The following is a 26820-nucleotide window of genomic DNA, read 5'->3' as shown; positions in this document are numbered from 1 at the left end:
ATGCACGTCGTCTTCCGCGAAAGCCACGGTCTGGAAGAAACCGACACCCCGACCGACCTGGGCCAAAGCCCGGCGGACCTGGTGGTGCTGTCTTTTTCCGACAGTGACCTTGGCGCCTTCGCGGAAGGCTGGCATCGGCGGCGCGACGGCCTGCCCGGCCTGCGCTTGGCCAATCTCACCGCCCTGCGCCACCCGCTGTCGGTCGACACCTATGTCGAACAGACGCTGACCGGCGCCAAGGGTATCCTGATCCGGCTGATCGGCGGGGTGCCCTACTGGGAATACGGGCTTCAACAGGTCCTGGCGTTGGCGCAGGAAAAAGGCATCGCGCTTGCTGTCCTGCCCGCCGACGGCCGGCCCGACCCCCGGCTTGACGCCTATTCCACCCTGCCCGTATCGACCCTGCGGCGCCTTGCTGAGCTTTGCGACAACGGCGGCAGCATCGCGGCCCAGGCCGCGCTTCAGCAGCTGGCGCTCGCCGCCGGCCTCTATGCCGCGCCGGTGCGCGGGGCCAAGGTGCTGCCCATGGTCGGCGCCTGGACGCCCGAGCACGGTGCCTGCTGCCCGCTCTCCGACCTGCCCGTCACGCAGACACGCATCCTGATCGTCTTCTACCGCTCCTACGTGGTGGCCGCAGACCTTGCCCCGATCGAGGCGCTGATGCGCGCCTTTCAGGCGCGGGGCCACCATGTTCGCGCACTCTTCACCCCATCGCTCAAGGCCCCTGAGGCGGCGGGCTGGTTGCGCCGGCAGGTGCAGGCCTACGGCCCCCACGCCATCGTCAACGCCACCGCCTTTTCCGGCAAGGGCGACGACGGCACGTCACCACTCGACGCCGGCAACGTCCCGGTCTTTCAGGCCGCGCTGGCCACCTCCACCCGCGACGCCTGGGACGGCTCCGAGCGCGGCCTTTCGCCCGCCGACCTTGCAATGCATGTCGTTCTGCCCGAGGTCGACGGTCGCCTGACCGGCGGAACGGTCTCTTTCAAGGAGCCCGGCGTGCGCGATCCCGATCTGGAGTTTTCCCGCTTCGCGCATCGGGCAGAGCCGGAGCTGACCGCAGCACTGGCGGCACGGGTTCAAGGCTGGCTCGACCTCGCCGCCAAGCCAGTCGCGTCGCGTCGCCCGGCGATCATCCTCTCGACCTATCCGGGCAAGGACTGGCAGATGGGGCACGCCGTGGGTCTCGACGCCCCCGCCTCGGCCCGTGCCATCCTGTCGGACCTGCGCGACGCGGGCTACACGCTGGACGCGACACCGGCAGAACTTGAGGACCGCCTGCTGGCGCGCGACATGCGCCTGTCGCTTGCGGACTACAAGACGCTGTTGGCGCGGCTCCCTTCCACTCTGCGCGAGGACCTCTACCTGGCGTGGGGACGACCCCAAGATGATGCCGATGCCGAGGACGGGGAATTCCGGTTTGCCGCCCTGCGCCTCGGCAACGCCACCGTCGCGCTGCAACCAGAACGTGGGACGCTCAAGACCCGCGACGACGACTACCACGACCTTTCCCGCGTGCCCCGCCACGCCTATGTCGCCTTCTACCTCTGGCTCCAGACCCAAACCGACGCGCTCCTTCACATCGGCGCGCATGGCACGCTTGAATGGCTGCCGGGCAAGGCCGTCGCACTGTCGCCCGCCTGCTGGCCCGAGGCGCTGACCGGCGCGCTTCCCGTCATCTATCCTTTCATCGTCAACGACCCCGGCGAGGCCGCTCAGGCCAAGCGCCGCATCGGCGCCGTGACGCTGGGCCACGTGCCCCCGCCGATGCTGGCCAGCGCAGCCCCCGACCGCCTGTCGACGCTGGAATCGCTGCTCGACGAATTTTCAACCGCCGACGGGCTCGACCCCCGGCGCCGCGACCGCCTGCAGGCCGATATCCGTGCCGAGGCGCAGGCCCTCGGTGTCGAAGACGACCTGGGTCTCGACCGCGCCACCTCGACGGCCGAAGCGATCACCCGCATCGACCGCTTTGTCTGCGACATCAAGGAAAGCATGTTCGGCGACGGCCTGCACATTTGGGGCCGACCGGACACCGACGCCAAACCGATGCAACACAGCGCGACGGCCGAGCGGCAGTCTCTCCTCGACGCGCTCGACGGTCGGCGCATCGCGGCAGGCCCCTCCGGCTCGCCCTATCGCGGCCGCGATGACGTGCTGCCCACCGGGCGCAACCTCTTCACCACCGATCCCCGCTCTGTTCCCACGCGGGCCGCATACGCCCAGGGCGTCAAGCTGGCCGAGGAACTGATCCGGCGTCATCTGCAGGAAGAAGGCGACTGGCCCCGCGGCCTGATCGTCGATCTTTGGGGCTCGGCCACAATGCGTACGGCGGGTGAAGAATTTGTCATGGCCCTGCATCTGCTGGGCGTCAGGCCGGTCTGGGACAAGGGCTCGGAACGGGTGTCGGGGCTGGAAGTATTGCCCATCGCCGAACTGGACCGCCCCCGCATCGACGTCACCCTGCGCGTCTCGGGACTTTTCCGAGACGTGTTTCCGACCCTCTCGGGCCTTTTCTCGCAAGCAGTGCGTGCGCTGGAACAGCGCGACGAAGCCCCCGACTGGAACCCCTATGCCGGTCACGCCTCGGGCGCGCGCGTCTACGGCCCCGCCCCCGGCAGTTTCGGCCTCGGCATGGGCGCCGCCCCCGAAATCTACACCGCAGAGGCCCGAACCCAGGCGGGCGAGGCTTGGCTCTCCGCCTCCGCCTGGGCGCTCGACGGCGACGAGGCCACGCGCGACGACGCCGGCATCCGCGCCAGGGTCGAGAATGCCGACAGCTTCGTCCACCTTCAGGACCTGCCCGAAACCGACCTTCTGCTCGCCGCCGACTATGCCACGCACGAGGCCGGGTTCGCCGCCGCGCAATCGGTGACCGGCGGGCGGGCCGCGCTCTATCATCTCGACACCACCGATCCCGCGCGTCCCCGCACCCGCACCCTGCCCGAGGAAATCGCCCGCGTCGTCCATGCCCGCGCCACCAACCCCGGCTGGATCGCGGGTATGAAACGCCACGGCTTCCGAGGCGCCGCCGAAATCGCCGCCACGCTCGATCACATGGCCGCCTTCGCCCATCTCGCGCAGGTCGTCGGCCCGCATCTATTTGACGCGTACCACGATGCGACACTGGGCGACCCCGACACCGACGCTTTTCTGCGAGAGGCCAACCCCGAAGCGTATGCCGCCATGCAGGACCGGTTCCGCGCCTTGCTCGATGCCGGCCTCTGGCGAACCCGCCGCAACGCGATCCTGGCCGGGCTGGAGGACAGCGCATGAACAGCGCCGCGCCCCCTGTCGTCAAGGGCTGGTGCCCCGGGGCGCACCGCCCGATGAAGTCGGGCGACGGGCTCGTGGTCCGCGTGCGACCCTTCCGGGCCGAACTGACCGCGATACAAGCGCTGGCCTTGTGCGATCTGTCGCAGCGTTACGGCAACGGCGTGATCGACCTGACCTCGCGGGCCAACCTGCAATTGCGCGGCGTGGCCGAGACCGACCACCCCGCCCTTCTTGCCGCGCTCGACGCGCTTGGACTGATAGATGCCGACCCCGCCATCGAGGGACATCGCAATATCCTCGTGCCGGGCCGGCGCGACGCGGGCGGGTTGACCCAGCGGCTCTACGACCGGGTTCTCGCCACCCTTCCGGACCTGCCCGACCTGCCCGAGAAGATGGGCTTTGCCGTCGACACCGGTCCCGACGCCTGCCTCGGCGACGGTTCCGCGGATTTCCGGTTCGAACTGGACGCCTCCGGCGCGCTGCTCCTGCGCGCCGACGGCGCCCCGAAGGCCCGCCCCGTGACAGAGGCATCGGCCACATCCGCCCTTCTGGACCTGGCTCAATGGTTCGCCGAGACCGGCGGCCATGCGGCGGGCCGCATGGCGCGGCACCTCGCCAAGCACCCGCTTCCACAAGATTGGACTGTCGCAGAACCGCGCACGCAATCCGCCCCAAGAGTCCCCGGCCCCGTGCCCGATGGGTTCATCCTCGGCGCACCGTTCGGCAAGTTGGCCGCCACTGACCTACAGACCCTTCTAAAAACCAGCGGTGCGTCACATATCCGCCTGATGCTGAACCGCCTGTTTCTGCTGGTGGACGGCATCCCCGGTGACACGTCATTCGTCACCGATCCCGGCAATCCGCTCATGTCCGCCCACGCCTGCCCGGGCGCGCCCTTCTGCCCACAGGCGAGTGTGGCCACGATGGATATCGCCCGCGATCTCGCCCCCCGGGTTTCCGGCACCTTGCACGTCTCCGGTTGCGCCAAAGGCTGCGCCCTTCCCCGCGCCGCAGACACAACCCTGATAGGACGCGACGGACGTTTCGACCTTGTCCGCAGCGGAACACCGTGGGACATACCCTGCGCACGGGGCCTCGGCCCTGAAGACCTGAACGAGACCCTTTGATGCCATATGAATACGAAAAGGACGGCGCGGCCATCTACCGCGAAAGCTTCGCCACCATCCGGGCCGAAGCCGCGCTGTCGCGGTTCGACCCGGATGAAGAGCCCATCGCCGTCCGCATGATCCACGCCGCCGGAATGGTCGGGCTGGAAAAGCATGTGCGCTTCTCCCCCGGATTTGCCCGCACCGCCCGCGCCGCGCTTGAAAATGGCGCGCCGATCTTCTGCGATGCGCGCATGGTGTCCGAAGGGGTCACGCGCAGCCGCCTGCCCGCCGACAACGAGGTGCTCTGCACGCTGCACTCCGAGGGTATCGTCGAGCGTGCGCGCGAGATGGGCAACACGCGCTCCGCCGCCGCGCTGGAACTGTGGCGCCCGAAACTGGCCGGGGCGCTGGTCGCCATCGGCAACGCGCCCACCGCTCTCTTTCATCTTCTCAACATGCTCGAAGATCCGGACTGCCCGCGCCCGGCGGCGATCATCGGCTGCCCCGTCGGCTTCGTCGGCGCGCGCGAATCAAAGGATGCGCTCTGGGCCGATCAGCCTGTGCCCTGCTGCATCGTCGAGGGCCGTCTGGGCGGCAGCGCCATCACCGTGGCCGCCATCAACGCCATCGCGAGCCGCGCGGAATGAGTACGCCGGGCACGATCTGGGGCGTGGGGCTCGGCCCCGGCGACCCCGAGCTTCTGTCGGTCAAGGCCGATCGCCTGCTGCGCGGGGCGCGGCATGTCGCGTTTTTCCGCAAGGCGGGCCGGCAAGGCCAGGCCCGGCGCATCGTCGAAGGGTTGTTGCGCGACGACGTGGCCGAAATCGCGATGGAATACCCGGTCACCACCGAAATTCCGCTGACCGATCCGCGATACAACGAAATGCTGTCGGCATTCTACCAGACTTGCACCGACCGGCTGCGCGCCCTGTCCGACACGGGCGAGGATGTGGTGATCGTCTGCGAGGGCGACCCCTTCTTCTACGGCTCCTTCATGCACCTGCATTCACGCCTGAGCGACGACTGCCCGGTGCAGGTTGTACCCGCCATAACCGGCATGTCTGCCGCGTGGACAGCCACGGACGCCCCCATCACCTGGGGCGACGACGTGCTTTCGACCCTGATGGGCACCCTGCCCGAGGACACGCTGGTCGAACACATGAAGCGGGCCGACGCTCTGGTGATCATGAAGATCGGCCGCAACATCGAAAAAATCCGCCGTGCGCTGCGCCAGGCGGGCCGGTACGACGCGGCCTGGCTCGTGGAATACGCCTCAATGCCCAACCAGACGGTGCAACGCCTGTCCGAGGCCGAGGACAAGATCACGCCCTATTTCTCGATCATCATCGTACACGGGCAGGGTCGGCGTCCATGACGGGCAGCGTCGTCATAGCAGGCCTCGGCCCCGGCGCGGACGACCTTGTGACGCCCGAGGTCACCGCAGCACTTGCGCAGGCCACCGATGTGGTCGGCTACATTCCCTACGTCGCCCGCGTGGCCGAGCGTCCGGGGCTGACGCTGCACCCATCCGACAACCGTGTCGAGCTGGACCGCGCCCGCCACGCGCTGGACATGGCCGGCGCGGGCAAGCGCGTGGTGGTGGTGTCCTCGGGCGATCCGGGCGTCTTCGCAATGGCCTCGGCAGTGTTCGAGGCGGTCGAGGCGGGGCCGCCCGACTGGCGCGAGCTCGACATCCGCGTCCTTCCCGGCATCACTGCCATGCTGGCCGCCGCCGCGCGCGCCGGGGCACCCCTCGGACACGATTTCTGCGCCATCAACCTCAGCGACAATCTCAAGCCCTGGGCTTTGATCGAAAAACGCCTGCGCCTCGCGGCAGAGGCGGATTTTGCCATGGCCTTCTACAATCCGCGATCGAAATCCCGGCCCGAAGGCTTTGCCCGGGCACTGAACATCCTGAACGACGCCTGTGGCGACGACCGCCCGGTGATATTCGCACGCGCCGTCAGCACGCCCGAAGAGTCACTGCAGGTCGTGCCCTTGTCACGATGCGCACCCGAGATGGCTGACATGCGCACGGTCGTCCTCGTCGGAAACTCAACCACCCGGCTCATCGAACGGCGCGGCGCACCCATCGTCTATACGCCGCGCGCGGTGGCGCCATGAAGCCAGTCCAGCGCCTCTTCGACGCTGTGCGCCTCGGCACGGGACGGTATGGCGGGCCGGTCGATCATGACCACCGGAAGGCCAAGCTGCCGCGCCGCGATGATCTTGGCCTGCGCCCCCGTGCCGCCCGCGTTCTTGGACACCACCAGTTCGGTGCCATGCGCCCGCATCAACGCGAGATCGCCCTCGAGGTCAAACGGCCCGCGGTCAACGACGACCTGCGCCTTTGGCAGCGGCAACCGATCCGGTGCATCGACCAGCCGCAACAGGTAGTCATGCTGCGGCTGCGCGACAAAGGCAGGCAGGTTCATGCGTCCCAGCGCAAGGAAGACGCGCCGCGTCGGACCGGCCAGCGCAGTCACCGCGCCGGCAATATCCGGCACATGGGTCCAACGATCCGCCGCCTCGGCCTCCCAAGGCGCCCGGGTCAGTGCCAGCAGGGGCATGTCCAACGTGTCACAGGCAGCCACCGCGTTTGCGCTCATCTGAGCGGCAAAGGGGTGGGTCGCGTCGATGACATGGCTCACCTCCTGCGCCTTGAGGTGGTCGACCAGCCCATTCACACCGCCAAAGCCGCCGATGCGCACCGGCAGCGGCTGCTCCGCGGGGGTCTTGACCCGGCCCGCAAGGCTGATCGTGGCCCGCACGCCCTGCGCGGCCAGCGCCTGCCCCATTTGCATGGCTTCGGTCGTGCCGCCAAGCAGCAGAACAGTCGGTGTCATGTCTGAGGCTCCGTGGCTGACTATCATCGGTCTGGGCGAAGATGGACCGGACGGCCTCTGCGCTGCAAGCCGATCCGCGCTGGACACGGCGGAAATTGTCATGGGGCCCCAGCGGCACCTGTCGCTGATCGAAACATCCGCCCGCACGATCCTCTGGCCCGTGCCATTTTCCAAGGGGGTCAAAGACCTGATGGCCCTGCGCGGTACGCCCTGCGTCGTTCTGGCGTCCGGCGACCCGTTCTGGTTCGGCGCGGGCACGCCGATCACCGCCAATCTGGACCCGTCCGAATGGCGCGCCTTTCCGGGACGGTCGACGTTTTCGCTGTGCGCGAACCGGCTCGGCTGGCCGCTCGACCGCACGATCTGCGTCGGCCTGCACGCGGCGCCATTGACCCGCCTGCGCCCGCACCTGTCGCCGGGCGTGCGCCTGGTCGTCCTGCTGCGCGACGGCAACGCGGTGACAGAACTTGCGACCTACCTGCGCGATACCGGGTTCGGCACCTCGGAGGTCACGGTAATGGAGTCACTGGGCGGACCTCGGGAAAGGATTACGCACGCCACCGCCGACGCCTTGTCCGGCGACTTCGCCCACCCGGTCTGCGCCGCGATCGAGGTTTCAGGCAACGGCCCCGTCCTGCCCCGCGCCAGCGGCCTGCCCGACACGCTCTTTGAAACCGACGGCGTCATGACCAAGCGGCCTGTCCGGGCGCTGACCCTATCTGCGCTCGCCCCCCGTCCGGGTGAGCATCTGTGGGATATCGGCGGCGGCTCGGGCAGCATCGGGATCGAATGGCTGCTCTGCGATCCATCCCTCACGGCCAGCGTCATCGAACCCCGCGCCGACCGCATCGCGCTGATCAATGCCAATGCCCGCGCGCTTGGCGTCGACCGCCTGAACGTGGTCGAGGGCACAGCCCCCGCCGCGCTGAACGACCTGCCAAAACCCGATGCCGTCTTCATCGGCGGCGGTCTGTCGGCCCCGCTTCTGGCCTGGATCGAGGCCCTGGACGGCGCGCGCATCGTCGCCAACGCGGTCACCCTGGAATCAGAGGCGCTGCTGGCCGATGCCCATGCCCGCCTCGGTGGAGAACTGACCCGCATCGAGGTGGCACAAGCGCAACCCGTGGGACGCAAACGCGGCTGGGCGCAAGCTTACCCGATCACGCAATGGAGCTTTCCATGATCGTCGCTGGGATGGGCTTCACCACGCGGGCCACGCCAGAGTCGTTCCGCGATGCGCTGGCCCGGACCGGCGGCGCGCCGGATGCGCTGGCCACGGCGCAGGACAAAGCCGATCAGCTGGAACCCTTTGCCCGGGAACTTGGCCTGCCTCTGCACGCAATACCGCCCGAAGAACTGACGCTACAAGCCACGCAGAGCACCTCCGCGGCGTCCCTGCGCGCACGCGGTACCGGCTCGGTCGCCGAAGCCGCGGCGCTTGCCGCCGCAGGCCCCGGCGCGACACTGCTGGCCCCCCGCTCCATTTCTAACGACCGCATGGCCACCTGTGCCTTGGCCCAAGGAAAGACCCCATGACCGTTCACTTCATCGGCGCCGGTCCCGGCGCGCCCGATCTTCTGACCCTGCGCGGCCGCGACATCATCGCGTCCTGCCCGGTCTGCCTTTACGCAGGATCTCTGGTGCCCGAAGCGGTGCTGTCGCATTGCCCTGAAGGCGCCCGTATCATCAATACCGCACCGCTCGATCTCGACCGGATCATCGCGGAGATCCAAACCGCGCATCAGGCCGGCCAAGATGTCGCCCGCCTGCATTCCGGCGATCTTTCTGTCTGGTCGGCCATGGGCGAACAGATGCGCCGGCTTCGGGCGCTCGACGTTCCTGTATCGGTTACACCGGGCGTGCCAGCCTTCTCCGCTGCCGCCGCGGCACTGGGCGCGGAACTGACCCTGCCCGGTATCGCGCAATCCGTGGTGCTGACCCGGACGCCGGGTCGCGCCTCCTCGATGCCCGCGGGCGAGACGCTGTCCAACTTCGCAGCCACCGGCGCGACCCTCGCCATTCACCTGTCGATCCAGAACCTCGACACCGTTACCGCCGACCTCACACCGGCCTACGGCGCCGACTGTCCGGTCGCCGTGGTCTACCGCGCCTCCTGGCCGGATCAGCAGATCATCCGCGGCACGCTCGACGATATCGCCTCCCGCCTTGGCGAGAACATAACGCGCACAACACTGATCCTGGTCGGTCCCGCGCTGTCAGGCGAAGGGTTTGAAGAGTCCTGCCTCTATGCCGTGGACTACGACCGCCGCTACCGGCCCCAAAGCGCCGACAGCCCATGGTCTGACTGGACCCCGGAAAGCGAAGGCACGTCATGAGCGCCGGCCTGCTGATTTCCGCGCCGTCGTCGGGCACCGGCAAGACGACCGTGATGCTGGGCCTCCTGCGGGCGCTGGCCGATGACGGGCTGAACGTGCAACCGTTCAAGTCCGGCCCCGATTACATCGACCCCGCCTTTCACAAAGCCGCCTGCGGGCGCGACAGCTTCAACCTTGACGGTTGGGCCATGGGCAAGGGGCTTTGGCAGGCCATCGCCGGGCAGGCGGAGGGCGCGGATATCTGCGTGGCCGAAGGGTCGATGGGGCTATATGATGGCGTCGCCACGCGCGGCCAGCAAGGCTTCGGATCAAGTGCGGAAACCGCGCTGGCCATGGGCTGGCCCGTGGTGCTGGTGCTCGACGTTGGCGGCCAGGCGCAGTCCGCCGCCGCCACCGCACTGGGGTTCCGGCAATACATGCCAGACCTGCCCTTCGCCGGGGTCATCCTGAACCGCTGCGCCTCGCCACGACACGAACGGCTGACCCGGCTGGGAATGGACCGTGCGGGGTTGCCCGTGCTGGGCGTCCTGCCCCGGCGCGGCGACCTCACCCTGCCGGAACGGCACCTGGGGCTGATCCAAGCGGTCGAACATCCCGATCTCGACGCCGCCATCGCCGGCTATGCCGCCTTCCTGCGCGAGAATGTCGATCTCGACGCGATCAAATCCGCCGCCCGCGGCGCTCCCCTGCCCGCGCCTGCCGCGTTGCCCCGCCCCCCGGCGCAACGCATCGCCATCGCCCGCGACGCCGCCTTCAGCTTTACCTACCCGCACCTGCTGGAAGGTTGGCACGCCGCCGGCGCCCAGATCCTGCCCTTCTCCCCCTTGGCGGACGAAGCGCCCGATACCGATGCAGATCTCGTCTGGCTGCCCGGCGGCTATCCCGAACTGCACGCGGGCAAACTGGCCGCCGCCACGCGGTTCCGCACCGCCCTGCGCAAACACGCCGAGTCAAAACCGGTCCACGGCGAATGCGGCGGCTACATGGCGCTTGGCCAGGCGCTGATCGACAAGGACGGTACGCGCCACGACATGGCCGGGCTTCTCGGTCTTGTCACCTCCTATGAAAAGCGCAAATTCCACCTTGGATACCGCCGTGCGACACTTTCGGCCCCGATGCCGGGATTCGATGCAAGCGCAACCCTGCGCGGGCATGAATTCCACTATTCCACCATCCTCGACCAGCCCGACGCGCCGCTGGCGCAGGTGGCAGACGCCGATGGCAACCCGGTGCCGGAAACCGGCTCGACCCGGGGTCACGTGTCCGGCACCTTCTTTCACCTCATCACCGGGGACGAAACGCCATGACCGGCTTCGTGTCCTTCGTGTCCTCGGGTCCGGGCGACCCCGACCTGCTGACGCTGAAGGCCGTCGACCGGCTCAAGCGCGCCGACGCCGTGCTCTTCGACGACCTGTCCTCGGGTCCGATCCTGGCCCACGCAAGGCGCGGGGCCGACCTTGTAGGCGTGGGCAAGCGGGCCGGACGCAACTCGCCCAAGCAGGACCACGTCAGCCGCCTGCTCGTGGATTACGCCCGTCTGGATCAGCGTGTCGTGCGCCTGAAATCTGGCGACAGCGGCGTGTTCGGCCGGCTCGAAGAAGAAATCGTCGCTCTCAAGGCAGAGGGCATCCCATACGAAATCATCCCCGGCGTTCCGTCGGCCAATGCCGCTGCGGCCGCCGCCGGGATTCCCCTCACGCGTCGCCTGACCGCCCGACGCGTGCAATACATCACCGGCCACGACGTCACCGGCGCCCTTCCCGAGGACGTCAACATGGCCGCTCTGGCCGATCCCGCCGCGACAACCGTGGTTTTCATGGGAAAGCGCACCTTTCCGCAACTGGCCGTGCGCCTGATCGATGCGGGCCTTCCGCCCGCGACCCCCGCGATCTTGGCCGAAGCCGTCAGCCGCCCCGAACAGAAGATCAGCCGCCATACCGTCGCAACCTTGTCGGATCTGCTGGCGCAGGAGAGCAGCGACCATCCCGCCCTCATCCTTTACGGATCTCTGGCGGAAACATGATGCAGCGACGCGCCCCAAAATCCCGCTCTCTTCGCGCGACGCGACGGGCCCAGACCGGACTCTGCCCATGATCGACAATCTCTGGCTCATCGGAATCGGAACGGGCAACCCCGCGCATGTCACCCTCGAAGGAGCAGACGCGCTGCGGAACGCCGCCGTCATACTGCTGCCAACGAAAGGCGACGACAAAGAGGATCTCGCCCACCTCAGACACGATATCATCGCGGCGTCCGGCAGCATGGCTCGCATCGTGCCGTTCGAATACCCGGTGCGCGACCCCGACCTGCCCTACATCGAACGCGTGGCCGCGTGGCACGACGAGATCGCCCGACGCTGGATCTCGGCCCTGAGCGGGCAATCCGTCGACGGCCCGGTCGCCCTGCTCGTCTGGGGCGATCCGTCGCTCTACGACAGCACCATCCGGATTGCCGAACGTCTTTCTCCGAAACCGGCGATCCGCGTCGTGCCCGGCATCACGGCCATTCAGGCCCTGACCGCGGCCCATGCCATCCCGCTCAACACCGTGGACGGACCCGTGCGCATCACGACCGGCCGCCAACTCCGCGACTGCGGCCTTCCACAATATGAAACCACCGCTGTCGTGATGCTGGATGGTTTGTGCTCATTTCAGCAGCTGGAACCGGATGGGCTCCACATCTGGTGGGGCGCGTACTTGGGGTCCGACAAACAGATCCTGATCCAGGGGCCCCTGGCCGATGTCGCGGCTGAAATCGTAAAGACTCGCGCCCAAGCTCGCGCCGAAAACGGGTGGATCATGGACAGCTACCTGTTGCGCCGCATCTGACCGGAACCCGCCGGCACAGACGTTGCGGTGTCGGGCACTGAACCGCAGCCAGCGTCTCAGCGACGTCACTCAGGCCGAATACCAATAGCGGAGTCTTATCCGCACTCATCCGCTGGCCCTCGCGAGACAGCAGGAACTCGATGACCTTCTCGATCCTGTATCCCGACAAATCCGGGCTCGAAGCGATCTTGAGAGCCAAAATCGGGTCCGCAATCGCCGAAGATGTTGATATCGCGCCAATCGCAGACCGCCTGTTTGGGCTGTCCGGCGCAGACGTCAAGGCTGTTGCGCGAGATGCGCTTGGTCGCGCGCGGGTCGATGCCGTCCGTGTGACCCAGCGGCATCTGGAGATTGCCGCGGATCAGGTTGCGCCACAGCTCGACGACGACACCTTCCGGCGTGCGGCGGTGCATGAAGCCGGACATGTGGTAGTCACGTTGCAGCTTGAATTGCCGCTTCCGAAGCGCGTTTCGCCCTCCTCTCAAGGGGACCAGGTAGAGCACGTGCCCGTCAATTCCCTGACACCAACGACAACCCAAATGCGGCTTCAAGTCCTGCTCGCCGGTCGTGCCGCGGAGATCTGCACCTTCGGAGATGCGAGTTTCGGCGCTGGCTCGGGAGAGCAAAGCGACTTGACCAAGGCCACGAGCCTGGCATTGGCAATCGAACGCCACTGGGGCTTCGGCGAAAGCGGACTGCTCTGGGACGGCATTGCAACTGCGGATGCGAGGCCCGCGCCGGCAGATGTTCGTGAAAGAGTCGAAAGTCATTTACAGGATGCGCAGCAGAGGGCTCTGGAAGCGGTATGTCCCAACAAAGAGTTTCGCATTCGATTGGCGGAGCGACTGATCCAGGTCAGAGAAATTGATGGTCAGGAGATCGAGGCTATTGAAAAGCGAGCAGGAGCAATGGCTCACTGATACGCTCAGGCTAAAACCTTGCTAATTAAGAATCGCGCCTCCACTCGGCAGACTGGAACATGTCATTAACGAAAGGCGGTAGAGAAATGGTACATGCAGTGTTCGCGCGGACTAAATTCCCATAAAAACAATGGGAGTTGAGCGGCAACGGACTGCTACAAATGGGAAAATTGGTAGCGGAGGAGGGACTTGAACCCCCGACACGCGGATTATGATTCCGCTGCTCTAACCACCTGAGCTACTCCGCCAAACCGTGGCGCTAGTTAAGACAGGCGTACCAAGCCGTCAAGTCCGGAATTCGCCCTTTTTCACCTTGCGGCGCCCGCGCACCGCGCTCACTCTGAACCCCATGACAACAGATGCAGACGCCCTGCTTTCCGACCTTCGCAACGCCCTCGGCGCGCGCCATGTGCTGACCGGCGACGCCACCGTGCCCTACCGGATCGACTGGATGGGCGACACACGTCCCGAGCCACTGGCCGTTCTGCGCCCCGCCGACACCGGCCAGGTCTCCGCCATCCTGCAAGCCGCCTCGCGTCACGGCACCCCCGTTGTACCGATCTCGGGCAATACCGGCCTTACCCACGGCACCGACGCCGACGGCGCATTGCTCCTGTCGCTCGACCGTCTCAACACCATACGCGAGATCCGGCCCGACGCCCGCGTCGCGGTGGTCGAGGCCGGCGTCATCCTCGCCCACCTGCACGAGGCCGCCGACGCCCACGACCTGATCTTTCCGCTGACCTTCGGCGCGCGTGGCTCGGCCATGATCGGCGGCGCGCTCTCGACAAACGCGGGGGGCTCCAACGTGGTGCGCTATGGCTCCACCCGCGGCCTCTGCCTCGGGATAGAGGCGGTCATGGCCGATGGCCGCGTGCTCGACCTGATGAGCGCGGTGCACAAGGACAATTCCGGCTACGACCTGCGCGACCTTCTGATCGGCGCCGAGGGGACGCTCGGCATCATCACCGCCGCCGTCCTGAAGCTCGCGCCCAGGCCCCGTGCCTATGTCAGCGCCATGGCCGCCTGCCCCTCGATCGACGCCGCCCTCAAGCTCCTGCATCGGATCCAAGCCGAAACCGCCAACTCGGTCGAGGCGTTCGAGCTGATGCCCGGCAACTATATCGACGCGCATCTTACGCGCTATCCCGACGCCCGTGCGCCCTTTGAGGACCGCCACGAGGTAAACATCTTTCTCGAACTCGGCGCCCTGTCGGCCCGCGACGCCACGCCGGACGCCACGGGCGCCGTGCCCATGGCGACGCATCTCGAAACCGTCCTTTCGGACATGCTCGAGGCCGGCGACATCCTTGACGCCACCGTCGCCCAGAACGCCGCCCAGCGGTCCGAGATGTGGACAAGGCGGGAGGCCGCGGCCGAGCTGACCCGCCTGCACTCCCCGGTCGTCGACAACGACATCGCCGTCCCGCTCGACCGTATGGCCGATCTGATCGAGGGGATCGAGGCCGAGACCCGTGCCATCGATCCCGGCATCCGCTTCTTGCATGTGGCGCATCTTGGCGACGGCAACCTGCACTTTTCCGCATGGCCCTCGACCAACGACGAAGAGGTGCACAGCGCCATCAACCGCGCGGTCGAGGAGGTCGCGATTTCCCTTGGCGGCTCGTTTTCGGCAGAGCACGGCGTGGGCCTCTCGAAACGACCCGCCATGGCCCTGCACAAAGACGCCGTGGCGCTCGATATCATGCGCAGCATCAAGGCCGCACTGGACCCGCAAAACATCCTCAATCCCGGCAAGGTTCTGCCCCCGCCGCACGGCTGAGCGATTGGAACATGCGGTATGAACCGGTACACTTCCGGTCTTGCCTCTCGCACCTTTGCTGCTCCATGCCTATTTTATGTGCATGTTTTGGTACGCAATTGGCTCACTGCAAAATCAGGTTGAAGATTTTCCCGTACAACCTTTCAGCGATACAAATGCAGGTGCTTTCCAATGGCGCGTGCTGACAGTTTTCCAAGATTCCCGTGATTACGTAAAAATTTCATAGCCTTAAGCAGTATCACGCCCGCCGACGCCGTCTCCATGCTGTTGCAGACTTCCTCACGACGCCCTCGAAATCGGGCCTTTCCACCTCGAGAACGCGCCAAAAAAACGTTTGGCGGAACGCCCTGGACCCGTTTCAGTAAAGGCGTCGCCGGAATCGAAGCGTACGGGACTGCGCACTCCGGCCAACACGGAGGTTATAAGAAAAATGGAAGAACAACTCGCGGAACTTGCGGCCCAGGTGGCCGCGATTGAGGCGAAGGGGAACATGACCAACACCATGTTCGCGGAGACGTATTATTACCTCTCCATCCCGCTCATGATCATCATCCACGCAGGCTTCCTGGCCTATGAAATGGGCGCCTCGCGCGCCAAGAACGCGTTGTCGTCGGGGGTCAAGAACATCCTCGCCATCGCCTTCGTCATCCCCGCCTTCTACTTCTTCGGCTGGTGGGTCTACTGGGGCTTCCCCACGGGCTTCTCGCTCTCCGAGGGGCCGAACGGGATTTCTGGCGCGGGTTACGCCAATGCCATCGCCTTCCCGTGGGGGGAATCGGCCGCCTACATGGGCCCCAACACCGAAGACCAGATCGACGGCGTCTTCTGGGGCGCGTTCACGCTCTTTGCCGCCACCACCGCCTCGATCATGTCGGGTGCCGTGATCGAACGCATCCAGACGGTCGGCTTCGTCATCCTCGCCATGATCCTCGGCGGCTTCAGTTGGACGCTCGCCGCGGCCTGGGGCTGGCACGCGGATGGCTGGCTGGTACAGGACTGGGGCGTGCATGACTTCGGCGCCGCTGGCCTTGTCCACGCGGTCGCGGCGTTCTTCGCGCTCGGCGTGCTGATCAACCTCGGCCCGCGCATCGGCAAGTTCAACGCCGACGGCACCGCCAATCACCTTGCAGGTCACAACATGCCCTTCACGGCGACCGGGCTGATGCTCATCGTCGTGGGTTTCTGGGGCTTCCTGATGGCCTGCCTCGTCGTCGGTGGCGAAGCGTGGTCATGGGGGTCGAACTTCACCACCATCTACGGCACGCCCACCAACCTCGGCGCGCTTAGCTTCAACATCCTGATGGGTGTCGCGGGCGGCATCATCGGCGCGTGGCTCTTCACCCGCGATCCGTTCTGGATGATGTCCGGCGCGCTGGCGGGCCTCATCTCGGTGGCCTCGGGTCTCGACATCTACTTCCCGTCGCTGACCTTCATCATCGCCATCGTCGCGGGCATCATGCTGAAACCCGCCGCCACGATCCTCGAGAATATGGGGATCGACGACGCAGTGGGCGCCGTGACCGTGCACGGCACGATGGGCATCTACGGCATGTTGATGCTGGGCATCTTCGCCAGTGGTTATCCGGCCGTTCTCGACTTTTCGGTGCCCGAAGGTAGCGACGTCCCGACGGTCAGCTTCATCGGCCAGCTTGTCGGCATCGTCGTCTTCGTGGCGATCGGCCTCATCACTGGTTACGTCAGCTCCCTCATCCTGAAAATGGTGGGCATGCTGCGCGTTCCCGAAGCGGCCGAAATCGCAGGTCTGGACACGGTCAAGGTGCCGGCACAGGCCTATCCCGAAGGCATCATGGCGTCGCCCCCGGCGTCGCAGTAACGAAAGGAAGAAACCATGGGATTTCCCTTTGAAAACGCATCCTGGGACGGTGTCAGCGGCGTGATCTTCGTCGGCGGTGCTGGCGGCCACACGCTGGTCTACAGCCTGATCGCCATCGGCATCTGCATCGCCGCCCTGCTCTTTGGCAACGGCGTCGAAGCCAGCAAGTACAAAAAGCACAAGTAAGCATATCCCGCTTGCTTTCATGCGCCCCGCGGTCCTGCCGCGGGGCGTTTTGCGTCTGCGCACCGGGTCAAATGGCCGTGAAGGCACGTATTGACGCTGTTCCCCGGCGCCGTCGGTGCTACGCCTTTCGGCATGAAACGCTCGGCTGCCCTCCTCGTCCTTGCCCTGACCCTGTCCCTGCCCGGTCTCCCAGCCTTCGCCTGCGGGCCCGACACCGACTGCCGGATTGGCGACCGCAGCTACCGCATCTACCTGCCACAGGGGCAGGACGGCGACACGCCCATGGGTGCGCTGATCTTTGCGCACGGCTACAAGGGCTCGGCGGTGGGCACGATGCGCAACGGCTCGCTGCGCGGCATGGCCGACCGTCTGGGCATCGCGCTGATTGCGGCCAATGCGGCGGGCGATGACTGGCGCCTGCCCGGCACGCCCTCGGGCGGCGTCACCTCGCCCGAAACCGAGCTGGCCTATTTCGACGCCCTGCGCAGCGATATCGTCGCCAACCATGGTGTCGACCCCGACCGCATCGTCATGGCCGGCTTTTCCGCCGGCGGCATGATGACCTGGACCCTGGCCTGCCACCGGCCCGCCGACTACGCCGGGTTCATTCCTGTGGCCGGCACCTTCTGGGCGCCCACGCCCGGCAACTGCACGACACCGCCCGCCGATATCATCCATATCCACGGCACAGCCGACCGGATCGTCCCACTCGCGGGCCGCGCCATCGGCGAGGCACGGCAGGGCGATGTCGAAACCGTGCTCGCCATGTACCGCCAGGTCGGCGAGTATGAGGACTCCAAGGCCCCCGCCTTGCACGACGGCCTGACCTGCGAAGCATGGACCGCCGCCAACGACACCCGTCTACTCAAATGCCTGCATCCCGGTCGCCACAGCTTTCGCACCGATTGGGTCGCCGCGGCCTGGAACCTGATCTTCTCCGACTGATCGGTTTTGCCGCAGGACGGTTTACCTGTGCCGCGATCCTTCTAAGTGGTCCTCCAACTCGGATTAACTCACAGGACGTCAGACACATGACCAAACCCGACCCGAAGGCCGATCCGCGTTTCGACAGGCTTTGCGAAAGTTTCCGTGTCACCACGCTGCGCGACGATCCTCCGTGGAAGACCAGCGACACGCGCGGCGCGCTGAATCTCGAGAAGGACGGCTCGGCACACCGCAAGTTCCACTCGTTTTATGAAGACCTGTTGAATTGAGCCAGCACATCACCATCCTCGGCGCCACCTCCGGCATCGGCCAATGCGCCGTTGACGAGGCGCTACGCCGCGATCACACCGTTCGCGCCTTCGCCCGCTCCGCCGGCGACATGACAGCCCGCCCGGGGCTGGAGCCTTTCCCCGGCGACGCGCTCGACCCCGCCAACGTTGCCGATGCGCTCAAGGACACCGACGCGGTGGTCTACGTGCTAGGGATCAAGGAAAGCGTTTCGATGCTCTGGAAAGAGGTCACACTCTTTTCGGAAACCACTCGCATCCTTCTGGACGCCATGCAGACGGCGGGCGTTTCCCGCCTCGTCGCCGTCACCGGCTTTGGCGCGGGGCGCAGCCGGTCCGCCATGAGCAGCGTCGAAAGCCTCGGCCACAAGGCCATTCTGGGCCGACCCTACGCCGACAAGGACCGGCAGGAGGCGCTGATCATGGACAGCCCGCTCGACTGGACCATCGCCCGCCCGGTGATCCTGACCAACGGCGCCCGCACCGGCACTTGCAAGGTGTTGCGAGAGCCCAAGTCTTGGCGAAACGGCCTGATCTCGCGCGCCGACACCGCCTGCTACCTGATCGACGCGATTGAGGGCGGTCTGGACATCCGCAGCGATGTCGTCCTTGCCCGGTGAATTCGGAAGAGCTGGACCTATCGGTTTTTGCGACTTCTTAAGTTTTGATGCTGCGCCCGCAAAATCCGCACGGTTCGTTAATCCGCCGTTCGGCTGAAATGGCACCGTTGCAGCACCACCCGGATACCGACGCTATACCGACGTGCGAAAATGGATGAGCCGGGGGCATTTACCCTGGATCGGGCTCAGCGGTCCCGTATCGCCCGGAACGCCGCGGACGCGCCCCAGCCCGCCGCGATGGCGATGGCCAGCGACATCAGGCCATAGATCAGCGGCTGTTCCCGCGACAGGTTGAAGATCCACCGTTCCAGCCCGACCTTCTGCACCCCGATGGCCGTCTCGTAGGTCGATACGACCTCGCCACCCCGGGTCAGAAAGATCCGCGTCGCATAGGCCCCTTCCGTCAGGTTCGCCGGCATCTCGATCGAGGTGCGAAACAGCGTCTGCTCGTCCAGCGAAACCGCGCCCTCCTGCAAACTGTAGGCCCCATTGGCTTTGCGGATACGGATCACCGCCTCGGTAAACGCCTGCGGATCGACCGTCGCACTTGCCGCGCCCACCGACCGGATCGCCCTCGGGATCGAGATGCTGTGGCGCAGATCCTCGACATTCGACAGCACCTTGTCCAGCGGCCCAGTCGTGGCAATAGCATAAAAAGACGGCGCCCGGTCCACCTCGACCGAGTCGACATTGACCCAGATGCCGAACCGCCGCTCCTTGCGGCGCACCACCACGGGCTTGCTCGGCCCCGCAATGGCCACGATCACATCCAACGGCTCCTCGGGCACCGGCGCCTCACGCTTGACCGCACCGAACACCAAAATCTCCGAGCCGTCGAAGGTCGCCGTGATCGCCACCTTGTCCCGGCTCAAACCCAGCACGACCTCCTCCGCCATCAGCGGCCCGGCCATGAACAGAAGGGCGATCAGCCAGCGCATCAATGCCCCTCCGCCGCGCCGATCGAATACAGCTCCGACGGCATGATCAGCAGGTCCAGCGCCAGCTTGAAACAGACCGCCAGCACCATCAGCGCCAGCAGGATGCGCAGCTGTTCTGCCTTCATCCGCGTGCCAATTGTCGTCCCGATCTGCGCCCCGATCACGCCCCCGATCAACAGCAGCACGGCCAGCGCCACATCCACGGTAAAGTTCGTCGTTGCGTGCAAGAGCGTGGTGAAGGCGGTCACGAAAATGATCTGGAACAGCGACGTGCCGACAACGACCTTTGTGGGCATGCCCAGCAGGTAGATCATCGCAGGCACCATGATGAACCCGCCGCCCACGCCCATGATCGCGGCCAGCACGCCCACCGCGATGCCCACCAGGACCGGAGGAATGACGCTGATATAAAGCCCGCTCGTGCGGAACCGCATCTTGAACGGCAGCTTCTGGATCCAGGTGTGTTTCTTCCGCGCCGCAGGCTTGCCCGACTTACTGCGCCGGATCGCCCGCAGGCTCTCAAAGAACATCATCCCGCCGATAATACCGAGGAACACGACGTAGCAAAGCCGCACCAGCAGATCGACCTGCCCCAAGGAGCGCAAATAGTTGAACACCACAACACCCAGCGCGGCGCCTATAAGCCCGCCGATCAGCAGCACCGTGCCCATTCGGAGATCGACGGTCTTTCGCCTCAGATGCGCCAGCACGCCCGAAAAGGACGACGCGACGATCTGGTTCGCCTCGGTCGCCACGGCCACCGCCGGCGGAATACCGATGAAGAACAAAAGCGGCGTCATCAGGAACCCGCCACCCACGCCGAACATGCCCGACAGAACGCCCACCAATCCGCCCAGCCCCAAAAGCAGGAAGGCGTTGACCGAAACCTCGGCGATGGGAAGGTAGATCTGCATAACCCGTGTTAGCCCCGCCACAGGGCTTTTTGCAAGTGCGGCATATGTTTTGCCGCCTCAGGTCTGATCAATTTATGTGAACTGGCCTTACGAAGCGTGAACGCATCGGTCCATGTGCTTCCGTTTCCGAAACTTTTGAGACACTTCGGGCAGTTAGCGCTCTTTCACATAAGGCACGCCGCCCGATTTCGGGGGAATCGCCTTGCCGACGAACCCCGCCAGGATCACCACGGTCAGAATATACGGCGCCGCATCCATCAACTGCGTCGGGATCGTGATGCCGCCCACTTCGAGGTTCTGATACCGCAGCGCCACCGCCTGCAACAACCCGAACAGCAGCGTCGCCCACAGCGCGTACCAGGGTCGCCACTTGGCAAAGATCAGCGCCGCCAGCGCAATATATCCGCGCCCCGCCGTCATGTCCTTGACGAACCCGGCCTGCAGCGCGGTCGACAGGTAGGCCCCCGCGACCCCGCAAAGCACACCGCAAATGGCCAGTGCCGCGAACCGCATGCCCGGAACGCTGATGCCCGCCGTGTCGACCGCCTCGGGGTTCTCCCCCACAGCGCGCAGCCGCAGCCCGAACCGGGTGCGGTACAGCACCCACCAACTCGCCGGCACGCAGAGAAATGCCAAGTAAACCAGTATCGTATGCCCGGACACAAGCTCGCCATAGACCGGCCCGAGACTGCTCGCAAAGGGCAGGTCGATCGGCTCGAACCGCGCGCCCGTGCCCAGCGACGGCGTCCGCCCCGCTTCCTGAAACCAGTCCGCCGCGATCAGCACCGTAAGCCCCGCCGCCAGAAAATTAATCGCCACGCCCGAAATCAACTGATTGCCCCGAAATGTGATGCTGGCCAGCCCGTGCAGACCCGAGAGCAGCATCGACGACCCGATCCCCGCCAGCAGCCCCACCCAGGCCGACCCCGACACATAGGCGAAGGCGGCCGAAAAGAACGCCGCCATCAGCATTTTGCCTTCCAGCCCGATGTCGAAAATTCCCGCCCTTTCGCTGAAGAGCCCCGCAAGACAGGCCAGCAGCAGCGGTATGGCCAACCGCACCGTGCTGTCGAGAACCTGCAGAAGGGTCAGGAATTCCATGCGGTCAACTCTCCGATGTCGCCATCTTGTACGCGGCAAAGGTGAAAAAGCTGCCCAACGCCGCCTCGATCCACCGCCGCCCCCCGGCATAAACCGCCCGGATGGGGCTTGAGGACAGGAACACCGCCCAGGCCGCGTGCATGGTGAAACTGATCACGAAGGCTCCGGCGACGAAGGCAGCAATCACCGGCGCCGGCGCGCCTTCGACCGCACCGACCGCCGCGATGGCCAGCCAGAAGACGATCGCCTTGGGGTTCGTCACCTGCAACGCGTAGCCTTGCGCGAACAGCTTCGCATGCGCCTGCTTGGGTGTTTGCATCACCGCCAGTTTCGGCGGGTTCAGCGCCTTCTTGAACGCGCCGTAGGCCAGCCACACCAGGTAGGCCGCGCCCACCAGCTTCAAAAGACTCATCGCCCACGCCGCCTGCGACAGGATCAGCCCCACACCCAGCATGGTCAGGATGTTGATCGTCATGCTGCCCGTGGCGATCCCCGCGCAGGTCACCAATGCCGGCCCCCGCCCTTGGTTAGTCGAGATACCCAACAGCATCGCGACTGCGGGCCCGGGCGAGGACGCCCCCACCAGCAGGATGGCATAGGCAGCGATAAAGCCGGGAAGGTAAGGCGCGAACTCGTTCATGGTCTGAGGCTCCGAAAAGTTGTGACCCTCGCAGCGTGCCACACACCGCGGCGCATCACGACACAAAACACTTCGCCCCGGACCGAACCATGCACGCTCATGCCTTACGCCTCCGCCGCAGCGCGCCATAGGCGCGTTCCATCGGCATCCGCACCATATTGTCCAACGCCCCGGTGAACAGGATCACCAGCGCCTGGATCACCACGATCAACTCGCGCGGGATCGAAGTCCAGAGGCCCAGCTCTCCGCCGCCCTGATACAGAAATCCAAAGAGTATCGCCGCCAGGAACACGCCCAGCGGGTGGTTCCGCCCCATCAACGCCACCGCGATCCCGATAAATCCCGCGCCCTCGGTCGGATTCAGCAGCAAGCGTTCCGCCTCGCCCATCACCACGTTGACGGCCATCAGCCCGGCCAGCCCGCCCGAGATCAGCATGGCGACCACGACGATCTTCACCGGCCCGATCCCGGCATAGCGGGACGCGGTCTGCGAATAGCCAAGCGCCCGGATCTCGTAGCCCAGCCGTGTCCGCCAGATCAGCAGCCACACGAACAGGCAGGCCAGCACCGCCACGAACAGGCTAATATTCACCGGTGCAGCCTTGGAAAACGAAATGCCCAACGGCGCCAGCATGTCGTGCAGCGTGGGCAATGTGGCCCCCTCGGGGAACCGCGCCGTGGCCGACTCGACCGATCCCGCCGGGCGCAACACCCCGCCCAGCAGATAGTTAAGCAGTGCCGCCGCAATGAGGTTGAACATGATCGTCGTGATAACGATGTGACTGCCCCGCGTCGCCTGCAGCCACGCCGGGATCAGCGCCCAAAGCGCCCCGAACACCGCGCCGCCCACCATCGCGGCGGGCAAGGCCAGCGCCCAGTGCGGCCAGGACAGCGCGAGGCACACCAGCGCCACGCCAAGCCCGCCCAGCATCGCCTGCCCCTCGGCCCCGATGTTGAACATGCCCGCATGGCTCGCCACGGCAAAGGCAAGCCCGGTGAACATGAACGTGGTCGCGTAATAGAGCGTATAGCCCCAGCCATAGGTCGATCCGAACGCGCCGACCACCATGATCCTGAGCGCCTCCACCGGGCTTTCCCCGATGCCAAGGATCACCAGCGCCGACAGGAGTGCCGCCAGCAAAAGCGACACCAGCGGCACCAGCACCGCATCGGCCCATCCCGGCAGCCTATCCATGCCCGCCTCCCTGACCGGCCCTGTGCGCCGTGCCGTGTTCTTCCGCGTGCTCCTGCGCCTGCGCCGCCTGTGCCTCCTGCACGGCGGCAGCGGCATCCTCGGGCCGCCCCTCGATCCCGGCCATCAGCAGGCCAAGCTCGGTCTCGTCGGTCACACCGGGCAGGCGCTCGCCCATGATCCGTCCGTCGAACATCACCGCAATCCGATCGCTCAGCGCCATTACCTCGTCCAGTTCCACGCTGACCAGCAAGATCGCCTTGCCGGCATCGCGCAGCGCGATGATCTGGCTGTGAATGAACTCGATCGCCCCGATATCCACACCCCGCGTCGGTTGACCCACCAACAGCAGGTCCGGGTTTCGCTCGATCTCACGCGCCAGAACGATCTTCTGCTGGTTGCCGCCGCTGAAATGCTTGGCCGAAAGCTTCGCATCGCGCGGCCGCACGTCGAACCGCTCCATCTTCGCCGACGCCTCGGTCAGGATGCCCGCGTTGTCCATCAACAGGCCGCCCCCAAAGGCCGAATCCCTATGATATCCGAACACACTGTTTTCCCACGCAGAAAACGCCATGATCAGCCCTTCGCGCTGCCGGTCCTCGGGCACGTGGCCTACCCCGGCCTCGCGCCGCGCCTTGCCATCCGCGCCACTCCCGGACAAGGGCAGATCCACACCGTGCACCGCCACGCGCCCCGTCGCGGGTCGCATTCCGCCCAGCACCTCCAGCAGTTCCGACTGCCCGTTGCCGGCGACCCCAGCCAGCCCCACGATCTCGCCGCGGCGCACCAGCAAGTCGATGCCGCGCAGCCGCTCCACCCCCTGCCCATCGACCACGTGCAGGTTCTCGACCTCCAGCACCACGTCGCCGGGCCGAGCCGCCTCCTTCTCGACACGCAACAGCACCTTGCGCCCCACCATCAGCTCCGCCAACTCTTCCGGGCCCGTCTCGGCGGTCCTGACCGTCGCCACCATCTCGCCGCGCCGCATCACGCTGACATCGTCGGTAATTTCCATGATCTCGCGCAGCTTGTGGGTGATCAGGATGATCGTCTTCCCCTCGTCCCGCAGCCGGGCAAGGATACGAAACAGCTGATCCGCCTCGGCAGGGGTCAGCACGCCCGTGGGTTCGTCCAGGATCAGGATATCTGCCTGACGATAAAGCGCCTTCAGGATCTCGACCCGCTGCTGCATCCCCACGCCGATATCTTCGATCAGCGCATCGGGCGTCACGTTCAGCTCGTATTCCTTCGCCAATGCCGCCAGTTCCCGCCGCGCCTTCGCAAGCGACGGGCGCAACAGCGCCCCATCCTCGGCGCCAAGGATCACGTTCTCCAGCACAGTGAAATTCTCAACCAGCTTGAAGTGCTGGAACACCATGCCGATGCCCGCCGCAATCGCTGCCTGGCTGTCGGGGATACGTGTCTCCTGACCCTTGATGAAGATCCGGCCGCTATCGGCCTTGTAGAACCCGTAGAGGATCGACATCAGGGTCGACTTTCCCGCCCCGTTCTCGCCGATGATCCCGTGAATGGTGCCCGGGGCCACCTTGATCGAGATATCCTTGTTGGCTTGCACCGGGCCGAAGGCCTTGGATATTCCCTGCAATTCGATGGCTGGGGCCACGCTCATGCGCCAGTGCCCTTGAAGCCCACCAACCGGGTCAGACGTTCGTCCGCGTCCATCTCGATCATGTATTGCCCAAGTTGCGCCTGTCCGTCCGCCATGATGAACTCCACCGTCGCCCGTATGACGCCGTCGCGGGCGTCAATACCGGCGATCTGAGCAATCGCCCCCGGCGCCATCTGCGAGAACTGTCCCACATAGCCGATCACCGCCGCCGTCCCGACCAACGCCTCCTCCAGCCGCGGGTCGGCATAGCGCACACCGGCCGCCAAGACGTCATTCAGCACGGCCATCCGCGCCTCCGCGTCGCCGTCGCCCCAGGCGTTGAAAAACCGTCTGACGCTGTCGCTCATGGCAGCCTCCGGCTAGCGCCGGACCACCCTAGCGGCCCGGCAATAGATTCCTACGACGCCGGACAAGTGTTGTCGGACATGTAGTCGTGCACCTCCAGCTCACCATTCGCGATCTTCTCGGCGGCGGCGTCCACGGCTTCTTTCATGTCAGCCGTCACTAGGCCCTCGTTATGCTCATCCAGCGCATAGGCCACGCCGTCATTCGCAAGGCCCATGACATTCACCCCGGTCTCAAGGTCCTCACCCGCCGACATCGCGTCGTAAACGGCATTGTCCACCCGCTTGACCATCGAGGTCAGAATGCTGCCCGGATGCAGGTAATTCTGGTTGCTGTCCACGCCGATGCCCAGCACGTCCTCATCGGCGGCGGTCTGCAATACGCCCGTCCCGGTGCCGCCCGCCGCGTGATAGATCACGTCAGCCCCTTGGCTGATCTGCGCCTTGGTCAGCTCGGATCCCTTCACCGGGTCGTTCCACGCAGCCGGCGTCGTGCCGGTCATGTTCTGGATCACGGTCGCGTCCGGATTGGCCGCCTTCACGCCCTGCACATAGCCGCAGGCGAACTTGCGGATCAGCGGGATGTCCATGCCGCCGATAAAGCCCACCGTGCCGGACTCGCTCGCCATCGCCGCCATCATCCCCACAAGGTAGCTGCCCTCGTGCTCGTTGAACACGACCGAGCGCACGTTGGGCTCTTCGACCACCATGTCGATGATCGCGAACTTGGTGTCGGGATAATCCGGCGCCACCTCGCCAAGGATATCGCCAAAGGCAAAGCCCACCATCACGATCGGGTTGTTGCCGTTCTCGGCAAAGCGGCGCAGGGCCTGCTCGCGCTGCGCCTCGGATTGCAGCTCGACCTCGTTATAGCTGCCGCCGGTTTCCTCGGCCCAGCGCGACGCGCCGTTATGGGCGCTTTCATTGAACGACTTGTCGAACTTGCCGCCAAGATCAAAGATCAGCGCCGGATCGGCCAATGCGCCCGCCGCGCTCAACGCTAGCGTCGCCGCCGCGCCCATGAGGGTTTTCATCAGTGTCATGCATATCTCCCTGAGGTAATGGGGACGGTGCGCGGCTGACCGGAGGGT

The 26820-nt window shown here is 65.8% G+C and carries 27 protein-coding genes and 1 tRNA gene; 18 read left to right on the top strand and 10 right to left on the bottom strand.

All coding sequences use genetic code 11. The features are described from left to right. The 5 genes from cobN to cobJ are packed head-to-tail and all read left to right on the top strand — an operon-like array spanning position 1 to position 6509. On the top strand, positions 1–3276 hold the full coding sequence (gene cobN, locus FIU86_RS02730) for a cobaltochelatase subunit CobN (protein ID WP_152473679.1): 3276 nt from the start codon (positions 1–3) through the stop codon (positions 3274–3276). Next, positions 3273–4403 carry a cobalamin biosynthesis protein CobG gene (locus FIU86_RS02725; protein ID WP_152473678.1) on the top strand — a complete coding sequence of 377 codons (1131 nt, stop codon included), beginning with the start codon at positions 3273–3275 and terminating at the stop codon, positions 4401–4403. Before cobN ends, FIU86_RS02725 begins: the two co-directional genes overlap by 4 nt. Further along, positions 4403–5032: a precorrin-8X methylmutase gene (locus tag FIU86_RS02720; protein WP_152473677.1), complete on the top strand. Its 630-nt coding sequence runs from the start codon at positions 4403–4405 to the stop codon at positions 5030–5032. Before FIU86_RS02725 ends, FIU86_RS02720 begins: the two co-directional genes overlap by 1 nt. Further along, the gene (locus FIU86_RS02715; RefSeq protein ID WP_152473676.1) at positions 5029–5760 is read left to right on the top strand and encodes a precorrin-2 C(20)-methyltransferase; all 732 of its coding nucleotides are present in this window, start codon (positions 5029–5031) and stop codon (positions 5758–5760) included. Before FIU86_RS02720 ends, FIU86_RS02715 begins: the two co-directional genes overlap by 4 nt. Beyond that, positions 5757–6509, top strand: coding sequence for a precorrin-3B C(17)-methyltransferase (cobJ, locus tag FIU86_RS02710; RefSeq protein WP_152473675.1), 753 nt, complete (start codon positions 5757–5759; stop codon positions 6507–6509). Before FIU86_RS02715 ends, cobJ begins: the two co-directional genes overlap by 4 nt. Here the strand turns inward: cobJ and FIU86_RS02705 are convergent. Beyond that, a complete protein-coding gene (locus tag FIU86_RS02705; RefSeq protein ID WP_152473674.1) occupies positions 6482–7231 on the bottom strand; it encodes a cobalt-precorrin-6A reductase in 750 nt (249 codons plus the stop codon). The genes cobJ and FIU86_RS02705 overlap by 28 nt on opposite strands. On the opposite strand from FIU86_RS02705, the gene cbiE reads away from it, so the two are divergent. From cbiE to FIU86_RS02670, 7 genes are all read left to right on the top strand, one after another. Next, positions 7230–8414 (top strand): precorrin-6y C5,15-methyltransferase (decarboxylating) subunit CbiE, encoded by a 1185-nt coding sequence (cbiE, locus tag FIU86_RS02700; protein WP_152473673.1) that lies wholly within the window; start codon positions 7230–7232, stop codon positions 8412–8414. The genes FIU86_RS02705 and cbiE overlap by 2 nt on opposite strands. Beyond that, positions 8411–8767, top strand: coding sequence for a cobalamin biosynthesis protein (locus FIU86_RS02695; RefSeq protein ID WP_152473672.1), 357 nt, complete (start codon positions 8411–8413; stop codon positions 8765–8767). Before cbiE ends, FIU86_RS02695 begins: the two co-directional genes overlap by 4 nt. After that, a complete protein-coding gene (gene cobM / locus FIU86_RS02690) occupies positions 8764–9567 on the top strand; it encodes a precorrin-4 C(11)-methyltransferase (protein ID WP_152473671.1) in 804 nt (267 codons plus the stop codon). The genes FIU86_RS02695 and cobM overlap by 4 nt, the downstream gene beginning before the upstream one ends. Further along, a complete protein-coding gene (locus tag FIU86_RS02685) occupies positions 9564–10874 on the top strand; it encodes a cobyrinate a,c-diamide synthase (RefSeq protein ID WP_152473670.1) in 1311 nt (436 codons plus the stop codon). Before cobM ends, FIU86_RS02685 begins: the two co-directional genes overlap by 4 nt. Then, a complete protein-coding gene (gene cobA / locus FIU86_RS02680; protein ID WP_152473669.1) occupies positions 10871–11590 on the top strand; it encodes a uroporphyrinogen-III C-methyltransferase in 720 nt (239 codons plus the stop codon). Before FIU86_RS02685 ends, cobA begins: the two co-directional genes overlap by 4 nt. Before the next feature lie 67 nt (positions 11591–11657). Next, on the top strand, positions 11658–12395 hold the full coding sequence (gene cobF / locus FIU86_RS02675) for a precorrin-6A synthase (deacetylating) (RefSeq protein WP_152473668.1): 738 nt from the start codon (positions 11658–11660) through the stop codon (positions 12393–12395). Positions 12396–12535: 140 nt separating this feature from the next. Beyond that, positions 12536–13315 carry a hypothetical protein gene (locus FIU86_RS02670; protein WP_152473667.1) on the top strand — a complete coding sequence of 260 codons (780 nt, stop codon included), beginning with the start codon at positions 12536–12538 and terminating at the stop codon, positions 13313–13315. A gap of 171 nt (positions 13316–13486) precedes the next feature. Here the strand turns inward: FIU86_RS02670 and FIU86_RS02665 are convergent. Beyond that, positions 13487–13563, bottom strand: a tRNA-Met gene (locus FIU86_RS02665). Positions 13564–13664: 101 nt separating this feature from the next. Between FIU86_RS02665 and FIU86_RS02660 the strand changes: the two genes are divergently transcribed. The 6 genes from FIU86_RS02660 to FIU86_RS02640 all read left to right on the top strand — a co-directional run bounded on the left by FIU86_RS02660 (position 13665) and on the right by FIU86_RS02640 (position 18970). Then, positions 13665–15098 (top strand): FAD-binding oxidoreductase, encoded by a 1434-nt coding sequence (locus tag FIU86_RS02660; RefSeq protein WP_152473666.1) that lies wholly within the window; start codon positions 13665–13667, stop codon positions 15096–15098. A 430-nt stretch (positions 15099–15528) separates the two neighbouring features. Then, positions 15529–16932 carry an ammonium transporter gene (locus FIU86_RS02655; protein WP_152473665.1) on the top strand — a complete coding sequence of 468 codons (1404 nt, stop codon included), beginning with the start codon at positions 15529–15531 and terminating at the stop codon, positions 16930–16932. 15 nt (positions 16933–16947) lie between these two features. Continuing rightward, positions 16948–17118, top strand: a complete 171-nt coding sequence (locus tag FIU86_RS22495) for a hypothetical protein (protein ID WP_172977407.1) — start codon at positions 16948–16950, stop codon at positions 17116–17118. Between the two features lie 90 nt (positions 17119–17208). Next, positions 17209–18063, top strand: coding sequence for a PHB depolymerase family esterase (locus FIU86_RS02650; protein WP_254703924.1), 855 nt, complete (start codon positions 17209–17211; stop codon positions 18061–18063). An 86-nt stretch (positions 18064–18149) separates the two neighbouring features. Continuing rightward, complete coding sequence (locus FIU86_RS02645; protein ID WP_152473664.1) at positions 18150–18332, top strand: hypothetical protein; 183 nt, start codon at positions 18150–18152, stop codon at positions 18330–18332. After that, complete coding sequence (locus tag FIU86_RS02640) at positions 18329–18970, top strand: NAD(P)-dependent oxidoreductase (protein WP_152473663.1); 642 nt, start codon at positions 18329–18331, stop codon at positions 18968–18970. Before FIU86_RS02645 ends, FIU86_RS02640 begins: the two co-directional genes overlap by 4 nt. A 185-nt stretch (positions 18971–19155) precedes the next feature. On the opposite strand, the gene FIU86_RS02635 is transcribed toward FIU86_RS02640, so the two are convergent. From FIU86_RS02635 to FIU86_RS02600, 8 genes are all read right to left on the bottom strand, one after another. Then, positions 19156–19908 (bottom strand): TIGR02186 family protein, encoded by a 753-nt coding sequence (locus FIU86_RS02635; protein WP_152473662.1) that lies wholly within the window; start codon positions 19906–19908, stop codon positions 19156–19158. After that, entirely contained in the window at positions 19908–20822 is a 915-nt protein-coding gene (locus FIU86_RS02630) for a sulfite exporter TauE/SafE family protein (RefSeq protein WP_152473661.1), read from the bottom strand. The genes FIU86_RS02635 and FIU86_RS02630 overlap by 1 nt, the downstream gene beginning before the upstream one ends. Before the next feature lie 153 nt (positions 20823–20975). Beyond that, a complete protein-coding gene (locus FIU86_RS02625; protein ID WP_152473660.1) occupies positions 20976–21923 on the bottom strand; it encodes an ABC transporter permease in 948 nt (315 codons plus the stop codon). Positions 21924–21927: 4 nt separating this feature from the next. Next, positions 21928–22563 (bottom strand): LysE family translocator, encoded by a 636-nt coding sequence (locus FIU86_RS02620; protein WP_152473659.1) that lies wholly within the window; start codon positions 22561–22563, stop codon positions 21928–21930. 97 nt (positions 22564–22660) lie between these two features. Further along, positions 22661–23758, bottom strand: coding sequence for an ABC transporter permease (locus FIU86_RS02615; protein ID WP_152473658.1), 1098 nt, complete (start codon positions 23756–23758; stop codon positions 22661–22663). Continuing rightward, positions 23751–25385: an ABC transporter ATP-binding protein gene (locus FIU86_RS02610; protein WP_152473657.1), complete on the bottom strand. Its 1635-nt coding sequence runs from the start codon at positions 25383–25385 to the stop codon at positions 23751–23753. The genes FIU86_RS02615 and FIU86_RS02610 overlap by 8 nt, the downstream gene beginning before the upstream one ends. Next, a complete protein-coding gene (locus FIU86_RS02605) occupies positions 25382–25732 on the bottom strand; it encodes a molecular chaperone GroEL (RefSeq protein WP_152473656.1) in 351 nt (116 codons plus the stop codon). The genes FIU86_RS02610 and FIU86_RS02605 overlap by 4 nt, the downstream gene beginning before the upstream one ends. Before the next feature lie 50 nt (positions 25733–25782). Continuing rightward, positions 25783–26772, bottom strand: a complete 990-nt coding sequence (locus tag FIU86_RS02600; RefSeq protein ID WP_152473655.1) for a BMP family protein — start codon at positions 26770–26772, stop codon at positions 25783–25785. Positions 26773–26820: the final 48 nt, after the last annotated feature.

It is taken from the genome of Roseovarius sp. THAF9, from assembly GCF_009363715.1.
GTDB lineage: Bacteria > Pseudomonadota > Alphaproteobacteria > Rhodobacterales > Rhodobacteraceae > Roseovarius.
Note: the sequence above shows the minus strand (reverse complement) of the source record. Positions and strands in the feature narration are given on the sequence as shown.

What these genes read in the sequence shown, in the direction of transcription:
- cobN (WP_152473679.1), top strand. Translation starts at nt 1, where the DNA reads ATGCACGTCGTCTTCCGCGAAAGCCACGGTCTGGAAGAAACCGACACC.
- FIU86_RS02725 (WP_152473678.1), top strand. Translation starts at nt 3,273, where the DNA reads ATGAACAGCGCCGCGCCCCCTGTCGTCAAGGGCTGGTGCCCCGGGGCG.
- FIU86_RS02720 (WP_152473677.1), top strand. Translation starts at nt 4,403, where the DNA reads ATGCCATATGAATACGAAAAGGACGGCGCGGCCATCTACCGCGAAAGC.
- FIU86_RS02715 (WP_152473676.1), top strand. Translation starts at nt 5,029, where the DNA reads ATGAGTACGCCGGGCACGATCTGGGGCGTGGGGCTCGGCCCCGGCGAC.
- cobJ (WP_152473675.1), top strand. Translation starts at nt 5,757, where the DNA reads ATGACGGGCAGCGTCGTCATAGCAGGCCTCGGCCCCGGCGCGGACGAC.
- cbiE (WP_152473673.1), top strand. Translation starts at nt 7,230, where the DNA reads ATGTCTGAGGCTCCGTGGCTGACTATCATCGGTCTGGGCGAAGATGGA.
- FIU86_RS02705 (WP_152473674.1), bottom strand. Translation starts at nt 7,231, where the DNA reads ATGACACCGACTGTTCTGCTGCTTGGCGGCACGACCGAAGCCATGCAA.
- FIU86_RS02695 (WP_152473672.1), top strand. Translation starts at nt 8,411, where the DNA reads ATGATCGTCGCTGGGATGGGCTTCACCACGCGGGCCACGCCAGAGTCG.
- cobM (WP_152473671.1), top strand. Translation starts at nt 8,764, where the DNA reads ATGACCGTTCACTTCATCGGCGCCGGTCCCGGCGCGCCCGATCTTCTG.
- FIU86_RS02685 (WP_152473670.1), top strand. Translation starts at nt 9,564, where the DNA reads ATGAGCGCCGGCCTGCTGATTTCCGCGCCGTCGTCGGGCACCGGCAAG.
- cobA (WP_152473669.1), top strand. Translation starts at nt 10,871, where the DNA reads ATGACCGGCTTCGTGTCCTTCGTGTCCTCGGGTCCGGGCGACCCCGAC.
- cobF (WP_152473668.1), top strand. Translation starts at nt 11,658, where the DNA reads ATGATCGACAATCTCTGGCTCATCGGAATCGGAACGGGCAACCCCGCG.
- FIU86_RS02670 (WP_152473667.1), top strand. Translation starts at nt 12,536, where the DNA reads ATGACCTTCTCGATCCTGTATCCCGACAAATCCGGGCTCGAAGCGATC.
- FIU86_RS02660 (WP_152473666.1), top strand. Translation starts at nt 13,665, where the DNA reads ATGACAACAGATGCAGACGCCCTGCTTTCCGACCTTCGCAACGCCCTC.
- FIU86_RS02655 (WP_152473665.1), top strand. Translation starts at nt 15,529, where the DNA reads ATGGAAGAACAACTCGCGGAACTTGCGGCCCAGGTGGCCGCGATTGAG.
- FIU86_RS22495 (WP_172977407.1), top strand. Translation starts at nt 16,948, where the DNA reads ATGGGATTTCCCTTTGAAAACGCATCCTGGGACGGTGTCAGCGGCGTG.
- FIU86_RS02645 (WP_152473664.1), top strand. Translation starts at nt 18,150, where the DNA reads ATGACCAAACCCGACCCGAAGGCCGATCCGCGTTTCGACAGGCTTTGC.
- FIU86_RS02635 (WP_152473662.1), bottom strand. Translation starts at nt 19,908, where the DNA reads ATGCGCTGGCTGATCGCCCTTCTGTTCATGGCCGGGCCGCTGATGGCG.
- FIU86_RS02630 (WP_152473661.1), bottom strand. Translation starts at nt 20,822, where the DNA reads ATGCAGATCTACCTTCCCATCGCCGAGGTTTCGGTCAACGCCTTCCTG.
- FIU86_RS02625 (WP_152473660.1), bottom strand. Translation starts at nt 21,923, where the DNA reads ATGGAATTCCTGACCCTTCTGCAGGTTCTCGACAGCACGGTGCGGTTG.
- FIU86_RS02620 (WP_152473659.1), bottom strand. Translation starts at nt 22,563, where the DNA reads ATGAACGAGTTCGCGCCTTACCTTCCCGGCTTTATCGCTGCCTATGCC.
- FIU86_RS02615 (WP_152473658.1), bottom strand. Translation starts at nt 23,758, where the DNA reads ATGGATAGGCTGCCGGGATGGGCCGATGCGGTGCTGGTGCCGCTGGTG.
- FIU86_RS02610 (WP_152473657.1), bottom strand. Translation starts at nt 25,385, where the DNA reads ATGAGCGTGGCCCCAGCCATCGAATTGCAGGGAATATCCAAGGCCTTC.
- FIU86_RS02605 (WP_152473656.1), bottom strand. Translation starts at nt 25,732, where the DNA reads ATGAGCGACAGCGTCAGACGGTTTTTCAACGCCTGGGGCGACGGCGAC.
- FIU86_RS02600 (WP_152473655.1), bottom strand. Translation starts at nt 26,772, where the DNA reads ATGACACTGATGAAAACCCTCATGGGCGCGGCGGCGACGCTAGCGTTG.